The organism is Archangium gephyra (assembly GCF_049060025.1).
In the GTDB taxonomy this organism is placed as follows: Bacteria; Myxococcota; Myxococcia; order Myxococcales; family Myxococcaceae; genus Archangium; species Archangium gephyra_A.
Window position 1 is genome coordinate 6,142,234 of sequence record NZ_JBMEQQ010000002.1, and the last position, 24,707, is coordinate 6,166,940.

The 24,707-nt window shown below is 69.8% G+C and carries 23 protein-coding genes and 1 pseudogene; 13 read left to right on the top strand and 11 right to left on the bottom strand.

Translation table 11 applies throughout. From position 1 onward, the window contains the following. Positions 1-329: 329 nt before the first annotated feature. A complete protein-coding gene (locus tag ACN28I_RS26580) occupies positions 330-1,496 on the top strand; it encodes a hypothetical protein (protein WP_420944735.1) in 1,167 nt (388 codons plus the stop codon). Here ACN28I_RS26580 and ACN28I_RS26585 read toward each other — a convergent pair. From ACN28I_RS26585 to ACN28I_RS26600, 4 genes and pseudogenes are all read right to left on the bottom strand, one after another. Further along, entirely contained in the window at positions 1,493-2,161 is a 669-nt protein-coding gene (locus ACN28I_RS26585; protein ID WP_420944736.1) for an SRPBCC family protein, read from the bottom strand. The two genes, ACN28I_RS26580 and ACN28I_RS26585, sit on opposite strands and share 4 nt — an antisense overlap. Continuing rightward, the gene (locus ACN28I_RS26590; protein ID WP_420944737.1) at positions 2,158-2,811 is read right to left on the bottom strand and encodes a 2OG-Fe(II) oxygenase; all 654 of its coding nucleotides are present in this window, start codon (positions 2,809-2,811) and stop codon (positions 2,158-2,160) included. Before ACN28I_RS26590 ends, ACN28I_RS26585 begins: the two co-directional genes overlap by 4 nt. A 9-nt stretch (positions 2,812-2,820) precedes the next feature. After that, entirely contained in the window at positions 2,821-3,489 is a 669-nt protein-coding gene (locus tag ACN28I_RS26595; protein ID WP_420944738.1) for a fatty acid desaturase, read from the bottom strand. Then, positions 3,407-3,811, bottom strand: a pseudogene (locus ACN28I_RS26600) (fatty acid desaturase); the annotation flags it as partial. The pseudogene ACN28I_RS26600 and the gene ACN28I_RS26595, both read right to left, overlap by 83 nt. Before the next feature lie 88 nt (positions 3,812-3,899). Between ACN28I_RS26600 and ACN28I_RS26605 the strand changes: the two are divergent. Then, the gene (locus tag ACN28I_RS26605; protein WP_420944739.1) at positions 3,900-4,454 is read left to right on the top strand and encodes a hypothetical protein; all 555 of its coding nucleotides are present in this window, start codon (positions 3,900-3,902) and stop codon (positions 4,452-4,454) included. Between the two features lie 226 nt (positions 4,455-4,680). Further along, complete coding sequence (locus ACN28I_RS26610) at positions 4,681-5,736, top strand: hypothetical protein (protein WP_420944740.1); 1,056 nt, start codon at positions 4,681-4,683, stop codon at positions 5,734-5,736. Positions 5,737-5,740: 4 nt separating this feature from the next. Here the strand turns inward: ACN28I_RS26610 and ACN28I_RS26615 are convergent, their stop codons facing one another. Continuing rightward, positions 5,741-6,721 (bottom strand): NAD(P)-dependent alcohol dehydrogenase, encoded by a 981-nt coding sequence (locus tag ACN28I_RS26615; protein ID WP_420944741.1) that lies wholly within the window; start codon positions 6,719-6,721, stop codon positions 5,741-5,743. 94 nt (positions 6,722-6,815) lie between these two features. Here ACN28I_RS26615 and ACN28I_RS26620 point away from each other — a divergent pair, with 94 nt between their 5' ends. Further along, the gene (locus ACN28I_RS26620; RefSeq protein ID WP_420944742.1) at positions 6,816-7,427 is read left to right on the top strand and encodes a TetR/AcrR family transcriptional regulator C-terminal domain-containing protein; all 612 of its coding nucleotides are present in this window, start codon (positions 6,816-6,818) and stop codon (positions 7,425-7,427) included. 16 nt (positions 7,428-7,443) lie between these two features. Continuing rightward, positions 7,444-8,202, top strand: coding sequence for an alpha/beta fold hydrolase (locus tag ACN28I_RS26625; protein ID WP_420944743.1), 759 nt, complete (start codon positions 7,444-7,446; stop codon positions 8,200-8,202). 62 nt (positions 8,203-8,264) lie between these two features. On the opposite strand, the gene ACN28I_RS26630 is transcribed toward ACN28I_RS26625, so the two are convergent. Further along, entirely contained in the window at positions 8,265-9,044 is a 780-nt protein-coding gene (locus tag ACN28I_RS26630; protein WP_420944744.1) for an SDR family oxidoreductase, read from the bottom strand. 137 nt (positions 9,045-9,181) lie between these two features. Here ACN28I_RS26630 and ACN28I_RS26635 point away from each other — a divergent pair, with 137 nt between their 5' ends. The 3 genes from ACN28I_RS26635 to ACN28I_RS26645 all read left to right on the top strand — a co-directional run bounded on the left by ACN28I_RS26635 (position 9,182) and on the right by ACN28I_RS26645 (position 12,143). Beyond that, entirely contained in the window at positions 9,182-9,583 is a 402-nt protein-coding gene (locus tag ACN28I_RS26635) for a winged helix-turn-helix transcriptional regulator (protein ID WP_420944745.1), read from the top strand. 76 nt (positions 9,584-9,659) lie between these two features. After that, the gene (locus ACN28I_RS26640; RefSeq protein WP_420944746.1) at positions 9,660-11,432 is read left to right on the top strand and encodes a family 43 glycosylhydrolase; all 1,773 of its coding nucleotides are present in this window, start codon (positions 9,660-9,662) and stop codon (positions 11,430-11,432) included. Positions 11,433-11,546: 114 nt separating this feature from the next. Continuing rightward, complete coding sequence (locus ACN28I_RS26645; protein ID WP_420944747.1) at positions 11,547-12,143, top strand: HD domain-containing protein; 597 nt, start codon at positions 11,547-11,549, stop codon at positions 12,141-12,143. On the opposite strand, the gene ACN28I_RS26650 is transcribed toward ACN28I_RS26645, so the two are convergent. Beyond that, on the bottom strand, positions 12,140-12,865 hold the full coding sequence (locus ACN28I_RS26650) for a hypothetical protein (protein WP_420944748.1): 726 nt from the start codon (positions 12,863-12,865) through the stop codon (positions 12,140-12,142). The two genes, ACN28I_RS26645 and ACN28I_RS26650, sit on opposite strands and share 4 nt — an antisense overlap. A 76-nt stretch (positions 12,866-12,941) precedes the next feature. Here ACN28I_RS26650 and ACN28I_RS26655 point away from each other — a divergent pair, with 76 nt between their 5' ends. Together ACN28I_RS26655 and ACN28I_RS26660 are read left to right on the top strand one after the other, a co-directional pair. Beyond that, positions 12,942-14,744, top strand: coding sequence for an OPT family oligopeptide transporter (locus ACN28I_RS26655; protein ID WP_420944749.1), 1,803 nt, complete (start codon positions 12,942-12,944; stop codon positions 14,742-14,744). A 98-nt stretch (positions 14,745-14,842) separates the two neighbouring features. After that, a complete protein-coding gene (locus ACN28I_RS26660) occupies positions 14,843-15,940 on the top strand; it encodes an alpha/beta fold hydrolase (protein WP_420944750.1) in 1,098 nt (365 codons plus the stop codon). 12 nt (positions 15,941-15,952) lie between these two features. Here the strand turns inward: ACN28I_RS26660 and ACN28I_RS26665 are convergent, their stop codons facing one another. Then, positions 15,953-16,639, bottom strand: coding sequence for an endonuclease V (locus tag ACN28I_RS26665; RefSeq protein ID WP_420944751.1), 687 nt, complete (start codon positions 16,637-16,639; stop codon positions 15,953-15,955). A 99-nt stretch (positions 16,640-16,738) separates the two neighbouring features. Further along, positions 16,739-17,299, bottom strand: a complete 561-nt coding sequence (locus tag ACN28I_RS26670; RefSeq protein ID WP_420944752.1) for an imm11 family protein — start codon at positions 17,297-17,299, stop codon at positions 16,739-16,741. Positions 17,300-17,911: 612 nt separating this feature from the next. Here ACN28I_RS26670 and ACN28I_RS26675 point away from each other — a divergent pair. Together ACN28I_RS26675 and ACN28I_RS26680 are read left to right on the top strand one after the other, a co-directional pair. Next, positions 17,912-19,318, top strand: a complete 1,407-nt coding sequence (locus ACN28I_RS26675; RefSeq protein ID WP_420944753.1) for a molybdopterin-dependent oxidoreductase — start codon at positions 17,912-17,914, stop codon at positions 19,316-19,318. Beyond that, on the top strand, positions 19,239-19,811 hold the full coding sequence (locus ACN28I_RS26680; protein ID WP_420944754.1) for a molybdopterin dinucleotide binding domain-containing protein: 573 nt from the start codon (positions 19,239-19,241) through the stop codon (positions 19,809-19,811). The genes ACN28I_RS26675 and ACN28I_RS26680 overlap by 80 nt, the downstream gene beginning before the upstream one ends. A gap of 15 nt (positions 19,812-19,826) precedes the next feature. On the opposite strand, the gene ACN28I_RS26685 is transcribed toward ACN28I_RS26680, so the two are convergent. Continuing rightward, a complete protein-coding gene (locus ACN28I_RS26685) occupies positions 19,827-20,567 on the bottom strand; it encodes a PP2C family protein-serine/threonine phosphatase (RefSeq protein ID WP_420944755.1) in 741 nt (246 codons plus the stop codon). Between the two features lie 143 nt (positions 20,568-20,710). Further along, complete coding sequence (locus ACN28I_RS26690; protein ID WP_420944756.1) at positions 20,711-22,405, bottom strand: dipeptidase; 1,695 nt, start codon at positions 22,403-22,405, stop codon at positions 20,711-20,713. Positions 22,406-22,544: 139 nt separating this feature from the next. Between ACN28I_RS26690 and ligA the strand changes: the two genes are divergently transcribed. Next, a complete protein-coding gene (ligA, locus tag ACN28I_RS26695) occupies positions 22,545-24,629 on the top strand; it encodes an NAD-dependent DNA ligase LigA (RefSeq protein WP_420944757.1) in 2,085 nt (694 codons plus the stop codon). Positions 24,630-24,707 lie beyond the last annotated feature (78 nt).

Here is a 24,707-nt window from a genome sequence, read left to right on the forward strand (position 1 = left end):
TGCGGGGAGGAAAGCGGCGGACGAGGCGCTCGCGCTCGGGTATGGGAGGCCCGCGACGATGTACCGCATCGAACGCGATGGCGCCCTGGTGCCTGTCGGTACGGTCGACCTGGGCGGGCCGGAAGGCGGTATCGAGTATGCGCCCTCCGCGGAGACGGATGCGCTCTGGTTCTTGACCTACGATGCCCAGGTGGCGGTGCACTGGGACGGCGGCACCGCGACGCGCATCGAGCTGGGCGCCGCTCCCGAGGCGACGGGATGCGATGGCTGCCGCTTGGAAGCTCGTGGGGCAGCGGCGAATCGTGCCCGGCCCTTCCGGCGGTGCGGTCGTGGTGCGCAACTTCGCCGACCGCTCGCGGGTGCACCGGTATTGCGAAGTCGTGCGGCTGTCGCCCACCGGGGTGGAGGCACGGGACGTCTTTCCCGGCTTCGGCGCACCGGTCAGGACGCTGAGCGCCCCCGCGGTCATGGTTTCGGAGCAGAAGCGCACCGTGCTTCGCGTCCTGGGCGAGGAGGGGTGGTCGAGCCACGAGCTCGCGGCGCCGGGGAGTTATGAAGGCTGGGTCGAAGCCGATGAGGCCCTGTATCGGATCGAAAGAGACGAGCTGGTGCGCCTCGGCCTCTCGGCAGCCGACGCAGGGCCATACGTTCCATTTCCGGGGCTCCGCCCGCTGGTCATCTCGCCCGCACGGGAGGGCGGCCTCTGGGCGATCCTCAAGAGCGAGAACGAAGGGAGCGCTCCTTCGAAGCCGGCCCACGTGCTCGTGCGCCTCGAAGCCACCGGGCAAACGCTCACCTTCCCCGTTCTTCCTGACGCCTTCGCGTGTGTTCCGGCGGCGCCCGAGGAGCTTGCCGACGGGAGGGTTGCCGTGCCTTGCCGGGGATGGGACGGACGGGTGACCTCCGTCGACGTGCTGGTCAATGGACAGTGGCGGAAGCTGCGCTCCGCGGAGAGCGAGTCGGTGCGTGCCAGAGTGGAGCGGGCGGTGTCTTCACAGCGGCTGGCACGGACGATCACGCCCTGGCTGACCAACACCCCACCTCTGGTGCTCGTGTTCGTCCACCTCCTCTTCGGCCTCGGACTGCGGTTTGCCAGCAGGAGAGCAGCGGCGGACCCACCCTCCTCGCGCCCCAAGGGACGGGGCCTGCTCGCCGCGCTCATCGGTGCAACGGCCGGTCTGCTGTTCGGCTTCTTCGAACAGCTCGCCTCCGGGTGGTGGCGCAACGACTCGTTGTTCCCCTCCCTCTCGAATGAGCAGTGGTGGCTCGCGAAGCTCACCGCGGCGGCCGTGGGGGCCTATCTCGGCGTGCGGCTGTCGCATCGCGGTGCGAGGCCACACGTCTGGCGCTTCCTCGCCGCGAGCGCTCTCGTACCGGTGCTCGCCGTTCTGTCGATGGCATTGCAGGGGACGCGTCAGGGAGGCAGCGCCGGCGCGCTGCTCTTCGGATTCGTTGCCTTCGGCTACGGCCTCATCGCCTCGCGTTGGACCTCCTAGCGGTGCGGGAGTCCGGCTTTCAGCCGCTCGCGCAGCACGGCCCCGAGCACCCGCGCGGTCTCCTCGGGCAAGCGGGCGAGGTGCGTGTAGAGCGTCTCCTCGAGCTGGGCGAGCGTCTCCGGTGAGGCGCCGGCCTCCCTCACGCCGGCGAGCACCGTGTACGCCGCCATGCCGAGCGGCTCGACGAAACCGCTCGACTCCTCCCAGCACTCCTCGAAACAGGGCACGGCCTCTCCGGACGCCACGCGCACCAGCCGCCCCAGGCAGGTCTCCCAATACGCCCGGTGGGCCTCTCGCGCCTCGGGGCTCGAGAACGGGCCCTGACGCAGTTCGATGCGCGTGCCCGCGTCCTGGGCGCGGAGCATGAGCGAGGCGCGCGTCGTCTCGTGACCGAGGTTCCCACCGCCCTCCCAGGCCAGCTCCAGCACGACTCCCTCGTTCTCGAGCACCTCGAGGATGCGGCCCCTCTGGGCGAAGGGCCTGCCGCGCTCGTCGAGCAGGTTCACCCGGAACGGCTCGCCCACGGGCTCTCCGCCGTCCTCCCCGAGACGCACGGCGCCCGCGGGGGCTCCGTACCAGCGCCGCAAGTGGTAGGGCTCCTTGATGGCCTCGAAGACCGCGCTCGGGGGCCGGGCCACCCAGACATCCATCGTCAACTCACTCATGTGCCCACCACCCCGTCGCGGGTCCTCAACTCGAAATGGGGCACCCCCGCCAGCTTGGACTCGGGCACACGGTACTGCTCGATCACCAGGCTGATGCGCGCCTCCGTGAGCACCGGAGCCCCGGTTTGAATCGCGACGACCTCGTGCATGAGATCGCCCCGGAACATCACCAGCGAGCGCGACGTGGGCCTCACCGCCGCCACCCGCCTGCCGCGGTGATACAGCCGCAACTCGCCTCCCGCGAGCTGCTCCGGCACGTGGACGTAGAGCACGCTCACGGCGAACGGGCTGCCGATGCCCTCCCCGTAGTACTCCATGCTCCGGTCGAGGTGCGCCTCCACTCCGCGCCCGTTCTGGACGAGGAGCGGGTTGAGCAGGAAGGCGTTGCAGTCCGGCAGGAGCGCCTTCTCGAGGTAGGGCGCGAAGGCGGGAAAGCGCCCCGTGACCTCGGACAGGCCCTCGCGCCGGAACGTGATGGAGAAGCCATACGTGCCCGAGAATTGATCCGTCAGGTTGCTCTCACCGAGCAGGGGCGAGCCCAGGATGGCGGAGCGGATGGCGTTGACGGTGCCCTCGGGCAGGGCCTCGGGGGTGTGGTGATGGAAGGTGTGGAGGCGGAAGGCCCCGCCCCAGGGCGGCTGGAAGCGCATGGGCACAGTCTACTCCACGGAGCCGCTCCCCGCCGTACGAGGTATTTGACTGGCGGGCGGCCCGAACAGCGCGTGGCGCAGCGCGAGCAGGTGGAACGACAGGTACCCCGGCGAGACGTGCTCCACCTCTGGACCCAGCGCCCGGTGCAGCTCCGGCAGCGCATGGAACGCCACCGCGGGATAGGCGTGGTGCTCGGCGTGATGGTTCATGTTCCACATCAGGAAGTGAACGAGCGCGTTCGACCGGGTGGTGCGCGTGCGCCGGAGCTGACCGCCCTCCCGGGGAAGGCCCGTGTGTTCCGGCAGCACGAACAACCCCATCAGCAGATGAGCGAGGGGCCACGCGAGCAGCACCTGGCTGAACCCGGGCACGAAGCCAATCCCACCGAGGAGCAGCGCGCCCCAGAGCGCGACGATCAGCCGGCTCTCCCACTGGACGCGCCGTCTCTGATTCACCCGGATGAACGGAAACAGCTTCTCCCACTGAGCCGGCGTGAACAGCACCGCGGAGGACAAGGTGAACAGCGCCTTGCCAACCATCAGCCCCTGCCCCAACGCACGTGCCAGGTAGAATCCGAGGTTGCGCGGCCAGCCCTCGAGGAGCCCTGGCGCGGCGGCGAGCCTCCGGGTCGTGTTCCAGCGACTGCGTGGACCTGTGGTGTTCCCAGTGGAACTCACGGAAGAAGCTGGGGGCCTGCAGCATCAGGAACGCGCTCAGCCACACGAGCCCCTCGTTCAAAGGGCCAGAGCGAAACGCGGTGCGGTGCCCCGCCTCGTGCAGCGCGGGGAAGAAGGTGACCAGGGCCACGCCGCACAGAAGGACGGTGCCCATCCACCCCGGATGACCCCTGTCCGCCAGCCAGGCGGTCGCCACCGCCGACCCCAGGAGCAGCGGCACCAGGCTCGCGACACGTGCCCACGCGGGCGCGTCGCGCCGCTCCATCCAGCGTTGCAGCTCCTGCTTCGAGATACGCACGCTTTCCCCGCGGTCCGCTTCCATCTCCGCGACGGTAGTTCACAGGCCCCTCCCCCTCAACAGGGCCCCCACCCCTCCTAGACGAGTGGACAACCATGTTAAGCATTCGCGCATGACCTCGATCGCAAGACTCCTGCTCCCGCTGGTGTTGCTGTGCACGGGTTGTACGGTGACGGTGGCCCAGCTCAATCCCTCTCCCAACCTGGATATGGCCCCCACGTCCCAGAGCCTCTCGCTCAAGCTGGAGGATTCGGTGCGGGACTCGCTGGCCGTGGACATCGGTCCCGGGCGGTTGGAGGTGAACGAGTGGCGGCACAGTCTCGAGCGGGGTTTCACCAACGCCTTCACGAACAGCTACGCCCTGGGGAACGGGACCACCGAGCTGACGCTGCAGTTGCTCGAGGCCGGCCCCGACCTCCTCCTTGGCAGCGCGGGTGGCGAGAACTCCAAGGCCATCGGGCAGATCCGCTACAAGGCACGCCTCCTGGATGCGCAGGGCAACATCGTCAAGCGCCTCACCGGCACGGCCATCGGCCGCAAGGAGGCGCTGAACCGGGATGGAATCCCGCTGGCCCTCCAGAGCGCGGTGGAGACGATGTACGAGGAGATCGCCGTGGGCTTCTTCGGCGCCGCGGTGTCGGGGGTCAACCCCCCGGTGACGAACTGAAACGATGACAAGGGCTTCGAATGGGGGTGGTGACAGCCGTCTCGAGACTGGTGACAACACTCACCACCCCCACTGGCTTCTGCCTCACTCCCCCCACTCCGTAACCTCCTGAAACCACGCAGGCCCGCTGTCCACGGCGGGCGTCATGGGCATGGCATGTCGGGTGCAAATGGACAGGACATCGCTGGTCCGAATCCACCCCACCGCACCTCCCGAGGAGCCTCCCATGCCTCGCATCGCCCCCTCCCTGCCCCACCGCTCCGCTACCGTCCCCACGGCCAAGGTGTCCCAGCCCACGTCTCCGGCCCCGGCCACCACGGAGTCCAAGCCCGTGAAGCACCCGGGCATGCCCGAGGGCGCCCCCACGTACAGCCCCTGGGAGAAGAGCACGGGCGAGGCCTCGAACCTGATGGTGAGCGGCGGCGACAACAAGCTCACGCCGCCCCCGGGCGCGAAGCAGAACATGCTCATCGACAGGCCGGGCAACCCCTTCCAGAAGGATGTCTTCGGGGGCAAGGTGAGCGGCGGCCTGGGCTCGATGCAGGCCTCCACCACGAGCCATAGCGGTGGTGGCGTGCACCACTACTCGGCCCAGGCCGAGCTCAACGGGCCCCACGCCGCCTACGAGCTGCAGAAGGTTCACGCGGGCCGGCTGGGCGTGACCAGCGGCCAGCTCACCGCCGAGGCCAACGCCCTCAAGGCGAGCGCCCAGGCGGGCATCTCGGCGGATACGAAGGGCCACGCGTACACGGCCGCGCTGACGGCCAAGGCGGAGACGGGCGTGGGCGTCGCGGCGAGCGCGAGCCACGACTTCAACCGGCACGTGGGCGCGTACCTCAAGGGTGAGGGCAAGGCCTCGGCCACCGCCTTCGCCGAGGGCGTGGCTTCCGTGGATCCGAAGACCGCCACGGCGCTGCTCTCGGCCCAGGTGGGCGCGGCCGCCACGGCGGGAGCGTATGGCACGGTGGGCGGACACGTGGGCCGGCTGCACGGCTCGGCCACGGCGGGCGTGGTGGCGGGCGCGGCCGCCCAGGCGGGCGGGAAGCTCGGCCTGGAGAACGGCTTCCTCAAGCACTCCGCGGACGTCAACGCCGCGGTGGGCGTGGGCACCCACATCAAGACCGACGCCGCGCTCGATCTGCGCCACCACATCAAGCCCGGCATCGCGGCGGGCCTGCGCCCCAGCCTCGCCAGCGCGTCCGGCGCGGCCTCGTCCGCGGGCGTGGTGCAGCCCGAGAAGTCGCGGGTCGAGAAGTTCTTCGCGAAGACCTTCGGAGGGTAAGCGTTCAGACGAATACCACCGTCTTCCCTTGCGCGTGCCCCTCGGCCACGTGACGCATTGCCGCGGCGGTCTCGCTCAGCGCGAACCGGTGCTCGATGACCGGAGTCACCTTTCCGGCTTCGATCAGCGACCGGAGGAAGAGCAGATCGTCCCGCCGCGGCATGGCCATCAACGAGGTCATCTTCTGGCTGCCGGCCATTCCCGCCACCATCACCTTGAGCATCCAGACGATGGGGCCGATCCAGTTTCCGCCCGGTGAGCCGGCGGAGGAGACGAACACGCCCTTTGGCGCGAGCACCGCCCGGCAATCGGCGAGGGCGCGGTTGCCCACCAGGTCGAGCATCACGTCATAGCGCTCCGAGCCCCGCGCGAAGTCCTCGCGGGTGTAATCGACTACCCGGTCGGCTCCGAGCGAGCGGACCTTGTCGACGTGGCGCGTGCTGCAGACCGCGGTCACCTCCGCGCCCAACGCCTTGGCGATCTGCACCGCGAAGGTCCCCACGCCTCCCGAGGCGCCGTTGATCAGCACCTTCTGCCCCGGCTTGAGCTGCCCGGCGTCGCGCAGGCCCTGCAACGCGGTCAGCCCCGAAATGGGCACCGACGCCGCCTGCTCGAACGTCACGTTGGCGGGCTTGGGCGCGAACAGGTCCACGGGCGCGCACACGTATTCAGCGAAGGCGCCTCCCGGTACCTGGCCGTAGACCTCGTCTCCGGGCTTGAGCGCGGTGACGTGGGCGCCCACCGCCTCCACCGTCCCGGCCACGTCCTGTCCCGCGATGCGGCGCTTGGGCCGGCGCAGGCCGAACATCAGGCGAAGCAGGTACGGCGTGCCGGTGAGCAGGTGCACGTCTCCCTTGCACACCGAGGCGGCATGCACCCGGACCAGCACCTCGCCGTCTCCCAACGCCGGCCGCTCCACCTCCTCGAACCGGAGCACCTCGGCCGAGCCGTAGGCGGGTTGGACGATCGCGTTCATGGTCTTCATCGGGCTCTCCGGACTTACGCTGTAAGTTGACTCGATCCAAAGGTAAGCTTACGGTGTAAGTGTGTCAAGACGAACCGCCAAACCTCGCGCTCCCTTGACCCGTGAGCGGGTCCTGCAGGCAGCCATCCAGCTCGCCGACAAGGAGGGCATCGAGTCGGTCTCGATGCGCAAGCTCGCTCAGCAGCTCGGGGTGGAGGCGATGTCGCTCTACAACCACGTCGCCAACAAAGACGACGTGCTCGACGGCATGGCCGACCTGGTGGTGGCCAAGATCGAGCTGCCGGAGCCCGGTGGCGATTGGAAGAAGGCGATCCGCAAGCGCGCCCACTCCGCCCACGAGGTGTTGCTGCGCCATCCCTGGGCTTCGCTGCTGATCGCCTCCCGCCTCAACATCGGGCCGGCGATGTTGCGCTACGTGAACGCCACCCTCGGCTGCCTGCGCGAAGCCGGCTTCTCGTATCAGCTCGCCGATCGCGCCTGGAACGCGATCGACAGCCACATCTACGGCTTCACGCTCCAGGAGCTGAACTTCCCCCTCGAGCGCTCGGACTATGCGAGTGCGGCGCGGGGCTTCCTCCCCATGCTTCCCGCCGAGCAGTATCCCTACATGCGGGGCTCACCCAGTTGGTGGCCGACGGCGCCCACCAGGGCGTGCACCAGTTCGAGTTCGGGCTGGAGCTGCTCCTCGACGGGCTGGAGAAGCTGAGGACCCAATGAAACCCATGGCTCCGAAACAGCAAGCCCGCATCGACGGGCAGACCTTCGAGTACGTCATCGCGGGGCAGGGCGCCCCCCTCATCGTGCTCATCAATGGTGCCGGCGGTCCCATCGAGGGATGGTTCAGGGTGCTGGAGCCGCTGTCCGCCCTGGGGACCGTCTTCGCGTACAACCGCCCAGGTACCGGCGGCAGCGGCAAGCCGGCCGTACCGCAGACCGGAGAGGTCATCGTCGAGTCGCTCCGTGCGCTCCTGCGTCGAGCCCACCTGTCTCCGCCCTACCTCCTGGTGGGGCATTCGCTGGGCGGCCTCGCCGTCAATCTCTTCGCCCGGACCTTCCCGGATGAGGTTTCAGGCGTGGTGCTGCTCGATGCCACCGCGCCCGAAGACGTCAGCGTCATGGCCCGGCATCAAAACGGCTTTCAGCGCTTTGCCCAGCGCACGCTCGATTCGCTCTTCGGGAAGGATGAGCTCGGAGAGACGGAACACGTTTCACACACCGTCGGTCTCATCCAGCGTGCGGGCCCGTTCCCAGACGTCCCACTTGCCGTCGTCACGGGCGGTAAGCCCGCCATGACCTGGGCCACCCCGGCGCAAGCCCTCGCCGCACGAGCGGAACACCAGCGGGGCCTGGCTGCACTGTCGCCCCAGGGAAAGCAGATCATCGCCAGCCGAAGCGGACACTTCCCGCAGCTCACGGAGCCAGAGGTCGTGGTGGAAGCCGTGCGCTTCGTCACGGAGCGGCTCACCCGCCCGTCTTCATGACATGGGGACGGGCCAGCAGCCGCTCCACGTAGGCATCGACCGCGGGCCGGCCGGTCCCCACCTCACGCCACGGGTATCGTTCCCCCGTCGATGACGTACTCGGTTCCGGTGATCGCGCTGGCCCGGGGTGACACGAGGAAGCCAATCAGCTCCGCGACCTCTCGTGGCGAGCACGGCCGGCCGAGCGGGATGCCCCCCAGCGATTCCATGATGAGCTTCCGGCCACCCTCCTGGTCCACGCCCGCCTCGCGGGAGACCCGCTCGACCAGGGCGGTGGCGGCCTCGGTCTCTATCCACCCGGGCGACACGCGGACGACGCGCACGCCCTTCGGGCTGACTTCCTTCGACAACGCCTTGCTGTAATTGGACAGCGCGGCCTTGGCGGCGGCATAGGCCATCGTCGCCTCTGGCAGCGGGAGCCGGCTCTGGATGGACGTGACGTGCACGATCACCCCCGAGCGTTGCGCGATCATCGAGGGCAACAGCGCGCGATCGATGCGCACCGCCGGAAACAGGTTCAGGTTCAGCTCCCGGGCCCACTCCTCATCATCCAGCGCGGCGAAGCCACCCGCCTGCGCGGACGACCCTCCCACGACATGAACGATGAAGTCGATGCCACCGAGCCGCGTGCGCACCGCCTCCACGAGGGTCTGGCACCCCTCGGCCGTCGTGATGTCGGCCTCGACGAATTCCTCGTTCCCGTGGTGCTCGGGACGAGCGCGCGCCGTGGTCAGGACGCGCGCGCCGGCCTCCAGAAGGAGGGAGACCACCGCCTTGCCCACGCCCTTGGTGCCGCCGGTGACGAGGGCGCGGCGCCCCTCCAGCTCACGTGCGACGCTCATCCGTCGCTCTTCCCGGGAAGTCATCGGATTGTCTGTCAGCTCGCGGTTCATGCGGCCCTCCTTGCGGGCTCCTGCGCTGAACCCACGATGTCGATATGGTTACCAGACCGCAAGTACGCACCAAAAAGTAACTGCCCATGACCGCTCGAAAGCAATACACACCCGCCACCGCCGCCATCGATGTGGAGGCCGCGTTCAAGCTGCTGGAAGGACGTTGGAAGCTCCTGATTCTGTTTCACCTCTTCGGTAGCCAGGTGCGGCGCTTCTCAGACCTCCAGCGCTCGATTCCCGGCATCACGCAGAAGATGCTCACGCAGCAACTTCGCCGGCTGGAAGAGGATGGCATCGTGAAGCGGACCGATCATCACGAGGTACCACCGAGGGTCGACTACCGGCTGACCGACTGGGGGCAGGCGCTCTGCCCGGCACTCGATGCGATCCTCGAATGGGCGGAGCGCCGGGACGAATTCGAGTCCGCGGAGCCCGCCAACCGTGTCGAGGCCCAGCGCCCGCGGAAGCAAGAGACAAGCTTTCCATGAAAAGCTGGAAATAATTGAAGAAGGCGGTGTACGAGGCGGCCTCCACCTCCGTTGGACTCCCCCCCCAAGGAGAACCATGCTTCCACGCATCCCCTCGACACTCGTTTCACTCATCACCCTCACGATGGCCGCCGCATGTGCGGGCCCGGAGGACGCCGGCCTCGAGCCCGGGCCCGGCGGCGAGTCATCGGCCGTCTCGCAGGCGCTCGGCGTCTGTGATGGCGTCACCTGCAGCGGGCACGGCGTCTGTAAGGACAACGCCGGCAGCGCGCTCTGCGTCTGCGACGAGGGCTTCACCGGCGCCTCGTGCGCCACGCGCGGCTCCAACTTCTACGCGCGCTCGCTGCTCGTCCCGGGGCTCGCCGATCCCGACGTCTACAAGGAGCACGATGACCTGTTCTTCCTCACGGGCACCGGCGACGCGCGCACCGTGCCCATCTACGAGAGCAACGACCTGTCGAGCTTCCGCTTCAAGCGCGGTTACGACCCCTCGGTGGCCGACCCGGCTTACGACTACTGCATGATCTGGGCGCCGGATCTCGGCAAGTACAACGGCACCTACAACCTGTACTTCTCGGCCCAGCGGGTGCCCAACGGCATGGCCTGCCCGGCGAGCGGCCAGGACGTGACGACCTTCGTGGCCTCGGCGCCCGACCTGAACCTCGCCTTCGGCGCGCCCCGGCCCATCAACCCGAACACCACCTACCCGCGCACCACCATCACCTCGGGGTGCACGGCGCAGGGCTGCAACCGCAACATCCGCATCGACTCGGCCACGTTCACCGACACCACGGGCCACTGGCTGTATTACGTCTGGTTCGACCGGGGCAACAACATCTCCTCGTTCAACGTCGCGACCCCCGCCACCACCGTCTACAACCACGCGGGCCCGGCGCTCCACACGCTCCCGGCCGACGAGGAGGGCATCAACGAAGCTCCCGAGATCCTCAAGCGCAACGGCATCTACTACCTGTTCTTCAGCACCGGTTGGTACAACAGCCAGTACGCCACGAAGTACATCATGAGCCCCACACTCTACTCGCTCACCCGGGCGCGCAACGTGTGGCGGCACTCCCAGCCCATGCGCGACGCCGCCGGGGCGCTCGTCCAGACGCATGGCCACAACGTGGTGGTGGACCGCCGCGGCGAGTTCTTCAACATCTTCCACCAGGGCGCCTTCCAGCCCGCGGGCACCTTCACCGGGCGCAGCACCTACAAGCAGCGCATCGCCTTCAAGCCCGATGGCACGCTGCACTCGCTCAACCAGGTGACGGCCCGCTGGACGCGGCTGACCGGGTACAACTACTCGCTGGACCTCGTGCTGCGCGATGGGACGGTGGTGGGCCCGTGCATCAACGCCGGCACGATCGGCGCCGCGAACAAGGTCACCTTCAACGGGGTGTGCACCAGCGCGGGCAACCGCCTCGTGAACAAGGGCGACATCGCCGCCTTGCGCATCTTCTATTCGAACAGCAGTACCTGGGGACCCTTCGTCGAGAAGGCCTACGACGGCGTCTCGGATGACGTCTTCCTGGAGATTCCCGGCGGCACCACGCCCTTCGTGGACCTGAGCTGGAGCGAGGAGGAGACAGGCGCCCAGTACTCCATCGACGTGCAGCGGCGCGACACGGGCGCATGGATCGGGCCCTGCATCGGCGTCACCTCCGTCAACCGCGCCCTCGCGTGGACGTACAGCGGACGCTGCGACACCCCGGGCATCAACGTGGCCAGCTCCAACATCAGCACCTTCCGCATCTGCTCGGCGGTGAACGGCGACTGGTCCCGCGCGCGCTGCGGTGCCACGGCCTACGACGGCAAGGGCATGCACGTGCCGGTCGTCATCCCGTAGCACCGCCCCACGCGACTCTCCAGCGCGGGCCGCGGGGGGAGAGCGTCGGCGGGCGGCATGTTCCCATCAACGCCCGGCCCGCCCCAAAAGGTCGACGCGGTACAATGGTGCCCCATGCAGACCAAGGCCGCCGCCCCCATTGCCTTCCTCCAGGGCCGGAGCACCCTCGCCCTCATCGAGGCGTATTTCGAGCTCAACCACCTCAAGCAGCTCTACCGGCAGGGGTGGTTGCGCGTGGGCCTCGCACGGGAGCGCTGTGAGAGTGTCGCCGAGCACTCATTCGGCGTGGCGCTGCTGAGCCTGTTCCTCGCCGACAGCTACTTCCCCGAGGCGGACGCCTCCAAGGTGGTGCGCATCGCGCTCCTGCACGACCTGGGCGAGGCCTACGCCGGGGACATCACGCCCCACGACAAGGTGAGCCGTGAGGAGAAGCTCCAGCGCGAGCAACAAGCCGTGGAGCGCATCCTCGCCAAGCTGCCGCGTGGCGCCGAGTACCTCGCGCTGTGGGAGGAGTACGAGCACGGCACCTCCTTCGAGGCCCGGCTGGTGCGCCAGGTGGACCGGCTGGAGATGGGCCTGCAGGCCACCATCTACGAGCACCAGGGCGCGGGCGACCTCTCGCAGTTCTTCGCCTCGGTGCACAAGGCGCTGGAAACCCCCGAGTTGAAGGCCGTGCTCGCCGAGTTGGAGAAGCTGCGGCCCGGCGTTTAGGGCGTCACGTCGAACACCAGCCCGAAGCCGAACGTGAGGCGTCCGCCCGACAGCCGCTCCACCGGCGCCACATAGGAGAGCTGGTACGCCGTCCTCGCCGGGCCGCGGCTGAAGACGCCCGCCGAGAGCCCCACCTCCGTGCGCGCCCGCCAGCGCTGCTCCGGGTCCGCCTCCGCCATCCGCCACTGGAAGCGCTCGAGGACCTGCGCTCCCGCCACCCACTCCCAGCCCTCCGTCTGGTGCCCGAAGAGCACCGGGAGCGCCACGTCCAGGTCCGGCGAGGGTCCGCCCCTCGGCACCACCGGCGTGAGCGCCAGGCCCACGCCCGGCGCCACCGACAGCACCTGTCTGCGCTCCCCGCCCAGCTCGCGTGAGAGCAGCTCGCGCTTGCCGTCCACGTACACGCCCCCGCGCACCACCGGCCCCAGGCCCGCGGGCACCTCCGCGGACGCGAAGAGCGACACGCCCACGTCCGTCCCCTCCGCCACCCCCGTGCGCCCCTGCAGCCGCAGCTCCGGCAGCGGCGTGCCCTCGGGCAGGAAGGCGCACTGGTTGGCCACGTCCCGCGACAGGCCACACCACGGCGACACCGCCGCCTGCCCGCCTACCCTCCAGGTACCTCGGGGCACCGTGGAGGCCGTCTGCAGGGGCACCACCGTCGTGCACCCCGGGCCCAGCAGGAGCGCCAACGAGAGCAGCGGGAGGGGGCGGGAGCGATTCATAGGGAGGTGGGCAGCGGCCCATCAGCCTAGTGGATTTCGGGACGCCCGACGCGAGCGGTATCCTGGGGACATGCCGGTGGGCGCAGCGAGAGACAAGGCCGAGGCGGCACCCGCCTCCATCCAAGCGGAGACGCCACGGGCCGGAGAGCCCCCCTCGGCCCTCACCCCGCGCGCGCTCGCGCTCGGCAGCCTCATCGGCGCGCTCATGTGCCTGTCCAACCTCTACGTGGGGTTGAAGACGGGCCTGGCCTTCCCCGCCGCCCTCATCGCCTGTGTCGTCGGGCTCGGCCTGCAACGGGCCCTCCTGCGGCTGAGCCCCTCGCGCTTCGGCCCTCCCCTCAGCCTCCGGGAGACGAGCGCCATGCAGTCCGCCGCCTCCTCCGCGGGCTACTCCACCGGCGGCACCCTCGTCACCGCCAGCGTGGCCTGGCTGCTGCTCGCCGGCCACCACCCCCCCCTCTGGGCCCTCCTGCTGTGGACGCTCCTCAGCTCCGCGCTCGGCGTCTTCCTCGCCCTGCCCATGCAGCGCGCCTTCATCCGCCACGAGCCCCTGCCCTTCCCCTCGGGCATGGCCGCCGCCTCCGTGGCGCGCTCGCTGCACGCCGGGGACTCCGCGGGCCGCAGCGGCGCACGGGCCCTCGGGGTGGGCGCGCTCGGCGCGGGCCTCCTCGCCTTCGCGCGGGATGGGCTCCAGCTCTTCCCCTACGCCCTCGCCCTGCCGGGCGCCCTGCTCGGCGTGCCGCTGACGGAGCTCACCTTCTCCGTGGAGCTCGTGCTCCTGCCGCTGGGCACCGGCGCCCTCGTGGGCCCGCGCACCGGGGCCTCGCTGCTGCTCGGCGCGCTCGTGTGTTTCGGAGTCCTCGCCCCTTGGTTGCACGGGCACGGGCTCATCGCGGAGACGGGCTACTTCGGCATCATCCAGTGGAGCATGTGGCCGGGCGCCGCGCTGGTGACGAGCGCCTCCTTCACCCACCTGGCGCTCCAGCGCGGGCTGCTGCGGCGCACGTTCGGCGCACTGCTCGACACACGCCGGACCCCGGGCGAGCCACCCGAGGCCACGGACGTCCCCCGCACGTGGTTCCTCGCCGGGGTGGCGCTGCTCTCCCTGGGGCTCGTCACGGTGGGCGCGGTGGCCTTCGGCATTCCCTTCCCGCTCGGACTGCTGGGGGTGCTGCTCTCCTTCGCGCTGGCGGCGGTGGCGTGCCGGGCGACGGGGGAGACGGACATGACGCCCTCGGGGCCGCTGGGACACGTCGCGCAGCTCGCCTTCGGCGTGCTCATGCCGGGCAACGTGCTGGCCAACTCCATGGCGGCGAGCCTCTCCGGCAACATCGCCGCCTCCAGCGCGGACCTGCTCACCGATGTGAAGGCGGGCACCCTGCTCGGCGCCGCTCCCCGGCAGACCTTCCTCGCCCAGCTCTGGGGCTGCGTCGTCGGCTCGGCCCTCATCGTCCCCGTCTTCTACCTGCTGGTACCGGACGTCTCGGCCATCTCCGAGGAGCGCTTCCCCGCGCCCCCCGGCTTCATCGTGGCCGGCGTGGCCCGCGTGCTCTCCTCGGGCCTGTCGGGCCTGCCCGAGGCGTCGCGCTGGGGGGCCCTCGTGGGCGCGCTGCTGGGCGTGGCGCTCGTCCTCCTGGAGCGCTTCGCCCCCGAGCCCGCCCGGCGCTTCGTCCCCTCCCCCATCGCCCTGGGCATCGCCTTCGTGCTGCCGGCCTCCACCTCCCTGTCCGTCTTCCTGGGCGCGGTGGCCGCAGCGCTCCTGGGCCGCGCGAGGCCCGCGCTCGCCGACGCCGCCACGGTGCCCCTGGCCTCGGGCCTCATCGCCGGAGAGAGCCTGGTGAGTCTCGCCATCCTGCTCGCCCTCAGCGCCTCCTCCTGAAGCCACGCCTGGGTGCTCCCCCTTCAGCCCCAGGTCCAAGCCGCCAGCGAGGTGGGCAGGCGGCTCCGTGACTAGCTTTGGAAGCGAGGAGGAGTGACATGGAACGTTCGACCCGACGCATCCTCGCTGGAGCGGGAGTGGGGCTTCCGCTCGTGGCCCTGGGTGCCAGGCTGTGGAGCAGCCAGGGTTCCACGCCCCGCATCCGGGATGCGCGGGGACGGCCCGTGTCCGGAGGAATCGCCTCGCTGGAGCCGGTGCGGCTCGGAGGCGTGGACCAGTGGCTGCTCATCCGTGGGCGGAGCCTCCACAACCCGCTGCTGCTCTTCCTGTCGGGGGGCCCCGGCGGCTCCGAGATGGCCTGGGTGCGCCACTTCAACGCCGCCCTGGAGGAGCAGTTCCTCGTCGTGCAGTGGGACCAGCGCGGTGCCGCCAAGTCCTACGCCGCCCGGAAGGACGCGGACGGCCTCACCGTGGAGCAGTTCGTCTCCGACGCCAGCGAGCTGCTCGAGTTGCTGACGACCCGCTTCTCCCAGCAGAAGGTGTTCGTCGTGGGCCACTCGTGGGGCAGCATCCTCGGCATCCTGCTGGCACAGCGCCGCCCCGAGCGCATCCATGCGTATATCGGCACCGGCCAGCAGGTGAACTTCCTGGAGAACGACACCGTCAGCCACCTGCGCGCCTACGAGCTGGCGCTGCGGTATGGGGACCACAAGGCCCTCGCGCGGCTGGCGCGCATCGGCCCTCCGCCCTACACCGGCAAGGACATGACCCGGCGGTACCTCACGCTGTATTCGCTCGCGAGCCGCCACGCCGGCCGCAGGGGGCTGCTGCCCGAGCTGATCTCCTCGGTGCTCCTGGCCCCCGAGTACTCGCTGCGCGACAAGCTGCACTTCATCGCCGGCATGCGGGAGACGTTCCCCCGGGTGTACCCGCAGCTCGCCGGGTTGGACCTGGAGACCCAGGTGCCCCGGCTGGAGGTGCCCGTCTGGTTCCTGCTCGGGCGCGAGGACTTCGTGACGCCCTCGGAGCTCGCCGTGCGTTACCTCTCCACGCTGGAGGCCCCGCGCAAGACGCTGCTCTGGTTCGAGCACTCGGGCCACTCTCCGCCGTTCGAGGAGCCCGACAGGTTCAACACCATCCTCAACGAGCAGGTGCGCATGGTGGCCGAAACGCGGCCCGAGGCCCTGCTGCACTGAGGCGTGCTCCCGCTACGGCGCCCTGGCCGAGCGGCGCACCTCGTTCACCAGACGGTGCGCGTGCCGCGTCGTCTCCGGCTCGCGGTAGCGGGACGTCACGCGCAGCACCAGGTCCACCGCCGTGGGCAGGTCCATCATGTGCCCCGGCGAGACGTACACGGGCAACACGTTGTCGCGCGTGCGCACGGCCATGCCCACCACTTCACCCGCGTGGGTGATTTCCGCCATGGAGCCGCGCTCGGCGCCCAGCGGCCCGTGCCCGCCCACCAGCAGCGACTTGGCACAGCCGATGGAGGGCACGCCGAAGAGCAGCCCGCCATGGCACGCCAGCCCGAAGCGCCGGGGGTGCGCCGTCCCCTGCCCGTCGAAGATGAGCACGTCCGGCCGCACGAGCAGCCGGGCCCACGCCTCCGAGAGCACCGGCAGCTCCCGGAAGGACAACAGCCCGGGGACATAGGGGAAGAGCAGCTTCACCGCGGCACTCACCTTCGCCACGGGCTCCAGCGTCCCCGCGTCCAACACCACGAGGCCGCCGTACGCGGTGTCCTCGCCGCGGCTCATCGAGATGTCCGCGCCCGCCACCCGCTCCACCTTCAGGCCCGGAGGCGGACGCGGAATCAGGCGCTCGCGCAGCTCACGCTGCAGCGCCACCGCCTGTTTCGGTGAGAGGTTCCATCCATGCAGGGGCACGAGCTCCATCCACCCTCCGAGACCGTACGCGAACCTCCTTTTGGAGTTGGCCGCGCCATGTAACCTGGGAGATTAACCCGGCTCGCGTCCCCGGCACCACCGCGAACGTCACACCTCGACGAACCGCGTGCCGGTGATGCCCTCGGCCTCCAGGGCCTGCTTGAGGTCCTCGGAGACGATGAGGGCCACCCGCCATCCCCATGGGCGGAAGATGTGGGCGTCTCCCACCTTGGTGGGATCGATGCGCATGCCCGCGACAACCCTGTACTCACCCACCTTCTCCGGCTGCCCATCTTCGGGCTTCCAATACCGGACCTCCTCGCAGCGGACGTCATCGATACAGCGGATGACACGCAAAGCATTGAGGATGAAATAGGGCCCGCTGTGTCCCTCCACCCGGGCTGGCAGGAACAGGACTCCTTCAATGCCCATGCGCGTGAAAAGCTGGACGACACGGCCATGCACGACCACGACGCCCAGACCCGTCAGGCTGAAGTCAAGTGCACGCCCCGGCAAGGACACGGGAAGTCGAAGCTCCGACTGAAACGCGAGGACACGACCCTCGCTGAACTGCCAGGGCTCCACCTCCTGACCCTGCTCGTCCATGGGGCTCTTCAGCACCCAACGCCCAGGAATGCGCATGTTGCTGGATAGCTCGAAATAGCCCATTGAGAGCGCTCTCCTCATCACCTGGCGAGCATGCATGAGCGCCCGTTGCCCCACCAAGGAGCCGGGAGAGGTAGACTCCAGCGCCCCATCGGCCGCGGCCCCCCGCGCGCCCGGGCCAGCCGGAGGAGACCATGTCGGAAGCGATGCGGCAGGAGCAGGCGGCGGAGTCCCAGACGGACACTTCCGCCCGGCCGGAGACGCTCCCGAGCGCCCAGCCCCCCACCACGCCCGAGCCCCTGCGCGTCGGCGCCCCCGCGGTGTCCGCCGGAGGCGTCCCAGCGGTGCTGTCCGCGATGAAGCACGCCTTTGGCGAGATGGGGCCCGTGCGTGGCACCCAGACGCTGCTGAAGGTGAACCAGACGCACGGCTTCGACTGCCCGGGCTGCGCGTGGCCGGACCCGAAGCACCGCACGCCCTTCGAGTTCTGCGAGAACGGCGCGAAAGCCGTCGCGGAGGAGGCCACCACGGCGCGCGTGACGCCGGACTTCTTCCGCCAGTGGAGCCTGGTGGACCTGGCCGCGCAGACGGACCACTGGCTGGGCAAACAGGGCCGGCTCACGCACCCCATGGTGCTGCGCGAGGGGGCCTCGCACTACGCGCCCATCTCCTGGGATGAGGCCTTCACCCTCATCGCCGGGGAAGCTCAACGCGCTCGGCTCGCCGGACGAGGCGTGCTTCTACACCTCGGGGCGCACGAGCAACGAGGCCGCCTTCCTCTACCAGCTCCTCGTGCGGCAGTTCGGCACCAACAACCTGCCGGACTGCTCCAACATGTGCCACGAGTCGAGCGGCACCGCGCTGCTCGAGACCATCGGCATCGGCAAGGGCACGGTGACGCTGGAGGACTTCGAGAAGGCCCAGGTCATCGTCGTCATCGGGCAGAACCCGGGCACCAACCACCCGCGCATGCTCACGGCGCTCGAGGCGGCCAGGCGCCAGGGCTGCCGCATCATGAGCATCAATCCCCTGCCGGAGCCGGGCCTGCAACGCTTCAAGCACCCGCAGGCCGTGCGCGGCATCCTCGGCTCGGGCACGCCATTGGCGGAGCTGTTCCTCCAGGTGCGCATCAACGGCGACGTGGCGCTGCTGCAGGGACTGGGCAAGGCACTGCTGGAGCGCGAGGCGAAGCAGCCGGGCACCGTGGTGGCACGGGACTTCGTGGAGGGCAGGACGCTCGGTTACGAGGCCTACGCCGCGCACCTGGGCACCGTGTCCTGGGAGGACGTGGTGGAGCAGAGCGGCGTGTCTCGCGAGCAGCTCGAGACCGCCGCGGAGTGGCTGGCGGGCACCGATCGCATCATCTGGTGCTGGGCCATGGGCCTGACGCAGCACCGCAACGCGGTGGGCAACATCCAGGAGATCGTCAACCTGACGCTGTTGCGCGGGAGCATCGGCAAGCCAGGAGCCGGGGTGTGCCCGGTGCGCGGCCACAGCAACGTGCAGGGCGACCGGACCATGGGCATCTGGGAGCGGCCCCGGCCGGCGTTCCTGGACGCGCTGTCCCGCGAGCCTCGGCTTCGAACCGCCGCGCCACCACGGGCTCGACACGGTGGCCACCATCCAGGCGATGCACGAGGGCCGGGTGAAGGTCTTCTTCGCCCTGGGAGGCAATTTCCTGTCGGCCACGCCCGACACCGAGCGCACCGCCGAGGCCCTGCGCCGCACGCGGCTGACGGTGCACGTGTCCACCAAGCTGAACCGGGCGCACCTCGTCACCGGCAAGCGCGCGCTCATCCTGCCGTGCCTGGGCCGCACCGAGAGCGACGTGCAGGTGGGCGGGCCGCAGTTCGTCACGGTGGAGAACTCGATGGGCGTGGTGCACGCCTCGCGAGGGACGCTGACACCGGCCTCGGAGCACCTGCTCAGCGAGCCCGCGCTCGTGGCGAGGCTGGCGCGCGCGGTGCTCGGGTCGCGCGGCACGGTGCGGTGGGAGTGGCTGGTGGAGGACTACGACCGTGTCCGCGACCTCATCTCGCGGGTGATTCCGGGGTTCGAGGACTTCAACCGGCGGGTGCGTGAGCCGGGCGGCTTCTCCCTGCCCAACGGCCCGCGTGAGGGCCGCTTCACCACACAGAGCGGCAAGGGGCACTTCACGGTGCACGAGATGTCACGGCTGAAGCTCGAGCCGGGGCAGCTCCTGATGATGACCCTCCGCACGCACGACCAGTACAACACCACGGTGTATGGGCTGGACGACCGCTACCGGGGCATCCTCAACGGGCGGCGCGTGGTGATGCTGAACGCCGAGGACATGAAGGCGCTCGGCGTGGAGGCCGGACAGGTGGTGGACCTCACCAGCCACTTCGAGGGCGTGCGGCGCGTGGCCCGGAAGTTCGTGGTGGTGCCGTACGACATCCCCCGGCGGTGCGCGGCCACCTACTTCCCCGAGGCCAACGTGCTGGTGCCGCTCGACAGCTTCGCGGAGAAGAGCCGCACGCCGACGTCCAAGTCGGTCATCATCAGCCTCTCGCCTTCCGTGGACCTGCCCGCCCTGGCGGCCTCCGCGCCCTGACGCTTCGTCCGGGACTCAGCCCTTCTCCAGCACCCGGACCACCACGCCGGTGATGTTGTCGGTGCCTCCCCGGTCGTAGGCCTTGGTGACGAGCCGCTCGGCCATCTCCTGGGCCGAGCCTCCCATCGCCAGCAGGGAGACCATCAGCGCGGGTGGCACGGGCTCGTACAGGCCATCGCTGGCGAGCACCAGCACATCCCCCGGCTGCACGGCCACGCGGCAGCACTCGGGCTCGACGCTCGCCTCCATCCCCACGGCCCCTGTCAGCGAGTTGCGGTGCATCATCGCGAAGGGGTTGCTCGTATCCAGCCCCGCCTCCTCCATCTCCGCGAGCACGGTGTGGTCCCTCGTGAGCCGCCGCAGCTCCCCGCCGCGCACCAGGAACGTGCGGCTGTCCCCGAGGTTGCACACCACGGCCTCCCCGTCCTTCAGCATCACCGCGGTGATCGTCGAGGCCATCATCGACAACCGGCCGCTCTGACGCACGTGCACCTCGTGGTGGGCCAGGCGCACGGCCCGGACGATGAGGCTCTCGGCCCCGCCGCCAGGCATGGTGGGCTGCGGCTGATTCTCCTGGGAGCCCAGGAAGTCAGCCACCGTGCTCAGCACGAGCTGACTGGCCACCTCGCCGCCCTCGTGACCGCCCAGGCCATCCGCGACCGCGAAGAAGCCCAGCTCCGGCTTCTGGCAGTAGGAGTCCTCGTTGTTCGGCCGGCGGCCTATGTGCGTGGCCGCTCCGCTGTCGATTCGAGACATGGCGGGCCCGGGAAGTGTCGAGAGAAACATGCGCATCCCCCGGGCCAGTCTCGATGGGTACCAGCGCCAGGCCAAGGAGATAACGCCTCCCTGGCCCCCTGCTCCCCGGGCGCGGGAGCCTCACGCCCGGGCACCGCACCGCGTCACGGCGCCGGAGCGACCGTGGGCTTCGGCTCGGCCTTCTGCCCCGGCTTCACCTCGGGCTGCGCCTGCGGCTTCGCCTCGGCGGGAATCGCCAGGCGCGAGCCGGTGTCACGCACGATGTGCCGGTACCACGACTCCGGGTACTTCGGGTGGTTCACCTTGCCCTGCTCGTCGCGCACGTTGCCGTCGATGTACTTCACCAGCAACTGCTCGCCCAGCTTGCGCCAGCGGGTGTGGACCTTGTCGCCCTGCTGCGTCGAGTACTCGGTGAGGTAGGTGCGCGCCTGCTCGGGCGAGCTCTTGTACAGCTCCAGCGCGGCCTTCTCGATGTCGGCCTGGTCGGCGAGGAACTGGCCCTCCAGCTCTCCCTGCGTCTTCTGGACGTCGACGATCATGTCGCTCCAGCGCGCGTAGGCCTGGTTGGACACCCAGTTGAACACCCAGAAGGACGAGTCCCAGGAGAACTCGCCGCGGCTGGCCACGCCCGTGGCGAAGCTCTTCGGGGTGGTGCGGATGCCCGCGTACATGGGCGTGTACACGGTGGTGGCGGTGTCATCCACGCCGAACCAGAGCACGCCGCCGATGGGGCCCGGCATCCACGAGCGCATCTGCGCCACGAAGGAGAAGCCCGTCTGCTGCGTGGAGATGGCACGCTCGTGGAGGTACTTCTTGCCGTCCACCTCCCACGTCATCGGGCGCCAGCGGTAGGGCGCGGCGTACGGCCCGGCGCCCACGTCCTTCGTCATGTCCAGCGGCGTGCCCTGGAAGTGGTCACGCATCAGCCCCATGACGTCCTGCACCGCCAGCTTCTTGTCCGGCTTCACCCACAGCGGCAGGCGCTTGCCAGGCGCCGAGCCATCCACGTAGTCCGCGCCCAGTCCGGCCGACGGCGCCGCGCGGCGGAAGATGCTCCACACGCGCGCCTCGGCGAAGCGCACGCTCTCGAAGTCCAGCGGGTGGTACGTGTCCGCGAAGCTGAAGTCCTTGTCCGCCCCGGTGAACCAGCCCTTCTCGCGCGCGAAGGAGATGACGTCCGGCGAGTAGAGGACGTTCTGCGGGTCGTTGAGCGGGAACTGGCGGATGCGGGCCTGGTTGGCGTGCGCCGACAGGTAGCCCTCGGGCAGCCTGCGGGCCACCCACACCGCGCCCTTCTGGCCCGCGCCCTTGCCGATCATCTCCAGGAACCAGACCTCCTTCGGGTCCGCGATGGAGAAGGACTCGCCCGTGGAGGCGTAGCCATACTCGGCGACCAGGTCCGTCATGACCTTGATGGCCTCGCGGGCCGTCTTCGCACGCTCCAGGGCGATGTAGATGAGCGAGCCGTAGTCGATGATACCGGCCGGGCCCTCCAGCTCCTTGCGCCCGGTGAAGGTGGACTCACTGATGGCGAGCTGGTGCTCGTTCAGGTTGCCCACCACCGTGTAGGTGACGGGGGCTTCCTTGATGCGGCCGAGGAACTTGCCCGTGTCCCACTCGATGATGTCGCGCTGGGCGCCCGGCCCGTTGCGGCGCGCGGGGGTGTAGTACAGCTCGCCATACAGCTCGTGCGAGTCCGCGGCGTAGGTGATGAGGGTGGAGCCATCGGACGAGGCGCCCTTGGAGACCAGCATGCTGGTGCAGGCGAGCGCGGCGGGCGCGGCCAGTCCTGCCGAGACGGCCAGGGCCGGGAGGAACTTCGTCAGGGGTCGGATCATGGCGGCGGATGCTACCAGGGCTCCCCCGGGTGCACCCCTTTCCGATTGCCCCGCGCCCCCCGCCCAGCAGGCAGGGAGCCGGGCGGCAGGTGCCCAGAAAGCGGGCAGGGCCTAGCTTGGGGATAGGTCGGGTAGGGACATGCAACCTGAGCTTCCCACGGGAACACGCCCCCTGCGCGGGGACGAGCGGCGGCGCGAGGTGGCCCAGCGCCGGGTCGAGGAGCTGCGCGATCTCATCAACGCGCACGACTACCGGTACTACGTGCTCGACAGCCCCGAGGTCACCGACGCCGAGTACGACGCCCTGATGCGCGAGCTGCGCCAGTGGGAAACCGAGTTTCCCGAGCTCATCCTCCCGGAGAGCCCCACCCAGCGCGTGGGGGGCAGGCCCACGGAGCTGTTCGCCCCGGTGCAGCACCGGGTGCCGATGCGCTCGCTCGACAACGCCTTCTCCGCCGAGGAGCTCGCCGCCTGGGCCGCGCGCGTCGAGCGGCGCCTGGGCGCCCGGACGGACTGCGTCTGCGAGCTGAAGATCGACGGGCTGGCCGTGTCGCTCACCTACGAGGACGGCGCCCTGGTGCGGGCGGCGACCCGGGGCGATGGGCTCGTGGGCGAGGACATCACCGCCAACGTCCGCACCATGCGCTCGGTGCCCATGCGCCTGCGCGGCGGAAAGCTCCCGCGCGTGATGGAGGTGCGCGGGGAAATCTACCTGCCCGTGAAGGCCTTCGAGAAGCTCAACGCGGAGCTGACCGCCCGGGGCGAGCGGCCCTTCGCCAACCCGCGCAACGGCGCCGCGGGAAGCATCCGGCAGAAGGACCCGGCGGTGACGGCCTCCCGGCCGCTGCGGCTGTGGTGCTACGCGCTGGGCTTCGCCGAGGGCGTCACGTTCTCCCGGCACTCCGAGTCCCTCGACTTCCTGAAGCGCCTGGGGCTGCCGGTGAACCCGGAGCTGAAGCGGGTGCGCACGTTGAAGGAGGCGCAGGAATTCTGCGAGCACTGGCAGGAGCACCGCCACGACGTGGACTATGAAATCGACGGCGCGGTGGTGAAGGTGGACGCGCTGGAGCAGCAGCGCGAGCTGGGAGAGACGAGCCGGGCACCGCGCTGGGCCATCGCCTTCAAGTTCCCGCCGGAGGAGCGCACCACGCTGGTGAAGAGCATCTCGGTGAACACGGGCCGGACGGGCAAGGTGACGCCCTTCGCCGTGCTGGAGCCGGTGCGGGTGAGCGGGGCCACGGTGACGTACGCCACGCTCCACAACGAGGAGGAGGTCCGCCGCCGGGACGTGCGCGAGGGAGACACCGTCATCGTCCGGCGCGCGGGCGAGGTCATCCCCGAGGTCGTCGGCCCCGTGCTCTCCAAGCGCCCGCCGGACGCGCGTCCCTGGCGCTTCCCGAAGAAGTGCCCCGCCTGCGGCACGAAGCTCGTCCGCGAGGAGGGCGAGGCCGACTGGCGCTGTCCCAACCGCGTGGGCTGCCCGTCTCAAGCCGTCGAGTGGCTCTTCCATTTCGCCTCGCGCGGCGCCATGGACATCGAGCACCTCGGGTACGTCACCGGCATGCAGTTGCTGGAGCTGGGGCTGGTGAAGGATCCGGCGGACATCTTCTTCCTCACCGCCGAGCAGCTCGGACAGCTTCCCAACACGGGCGAGAAGTCCGTGCGCAACCTGCTGGAGGCCATCGAGTCCGCACGGCACCGGCCCCTCTGGCGGCTGCTCGTGGGCCTCAACATCCGGCACGTGGGCCCGTTCGCCGCCCGGCTCCTCACCCAGCGCTTCCCGTCCATGGACGCGCTGCGTCAGCGCTCACTCGACGAGCTCCAATCCGTGCAGGGCGTCGGCCCGAGAATCGCCCAGAGTCTCCACACCTGGCTCCAGCAACCGGAGAACGTGCGGCTCCTCGAGAAGCTGCGCCGCGGAGGCGTCCAGCTCCAGGACGAGGCCCCCGCCACCGAGCGGCCCGGCGCGGGTCCGGGTCCCCTGTCCGGCAAATCCGTGGTCATCACCGGCGAGCTGGAGACGATGAGCCGCGAGGAGGCCACGCACGCGGCCGAGGCCGCCGGCGCACGCGTCACCTCCGGTGTGTCGAAGAGCACCGCCTTCGTGGTCGTCGGCGCGAATCCGGGCGCGACCAAGTACGACAAGGCCCAGGCCCTCGGCATCGAGACCGTGGACGAGCAGGAGTTCCTCCGCCGCCTGGGTGGGCCGCGCACCCTGCATTGAGCGGAGAGGAGACCTTCCGGACTTGCGCGGCACCAACTGGTCCAACAATCGGACCAGTTGCTCGCGCTCGCGTCCGGA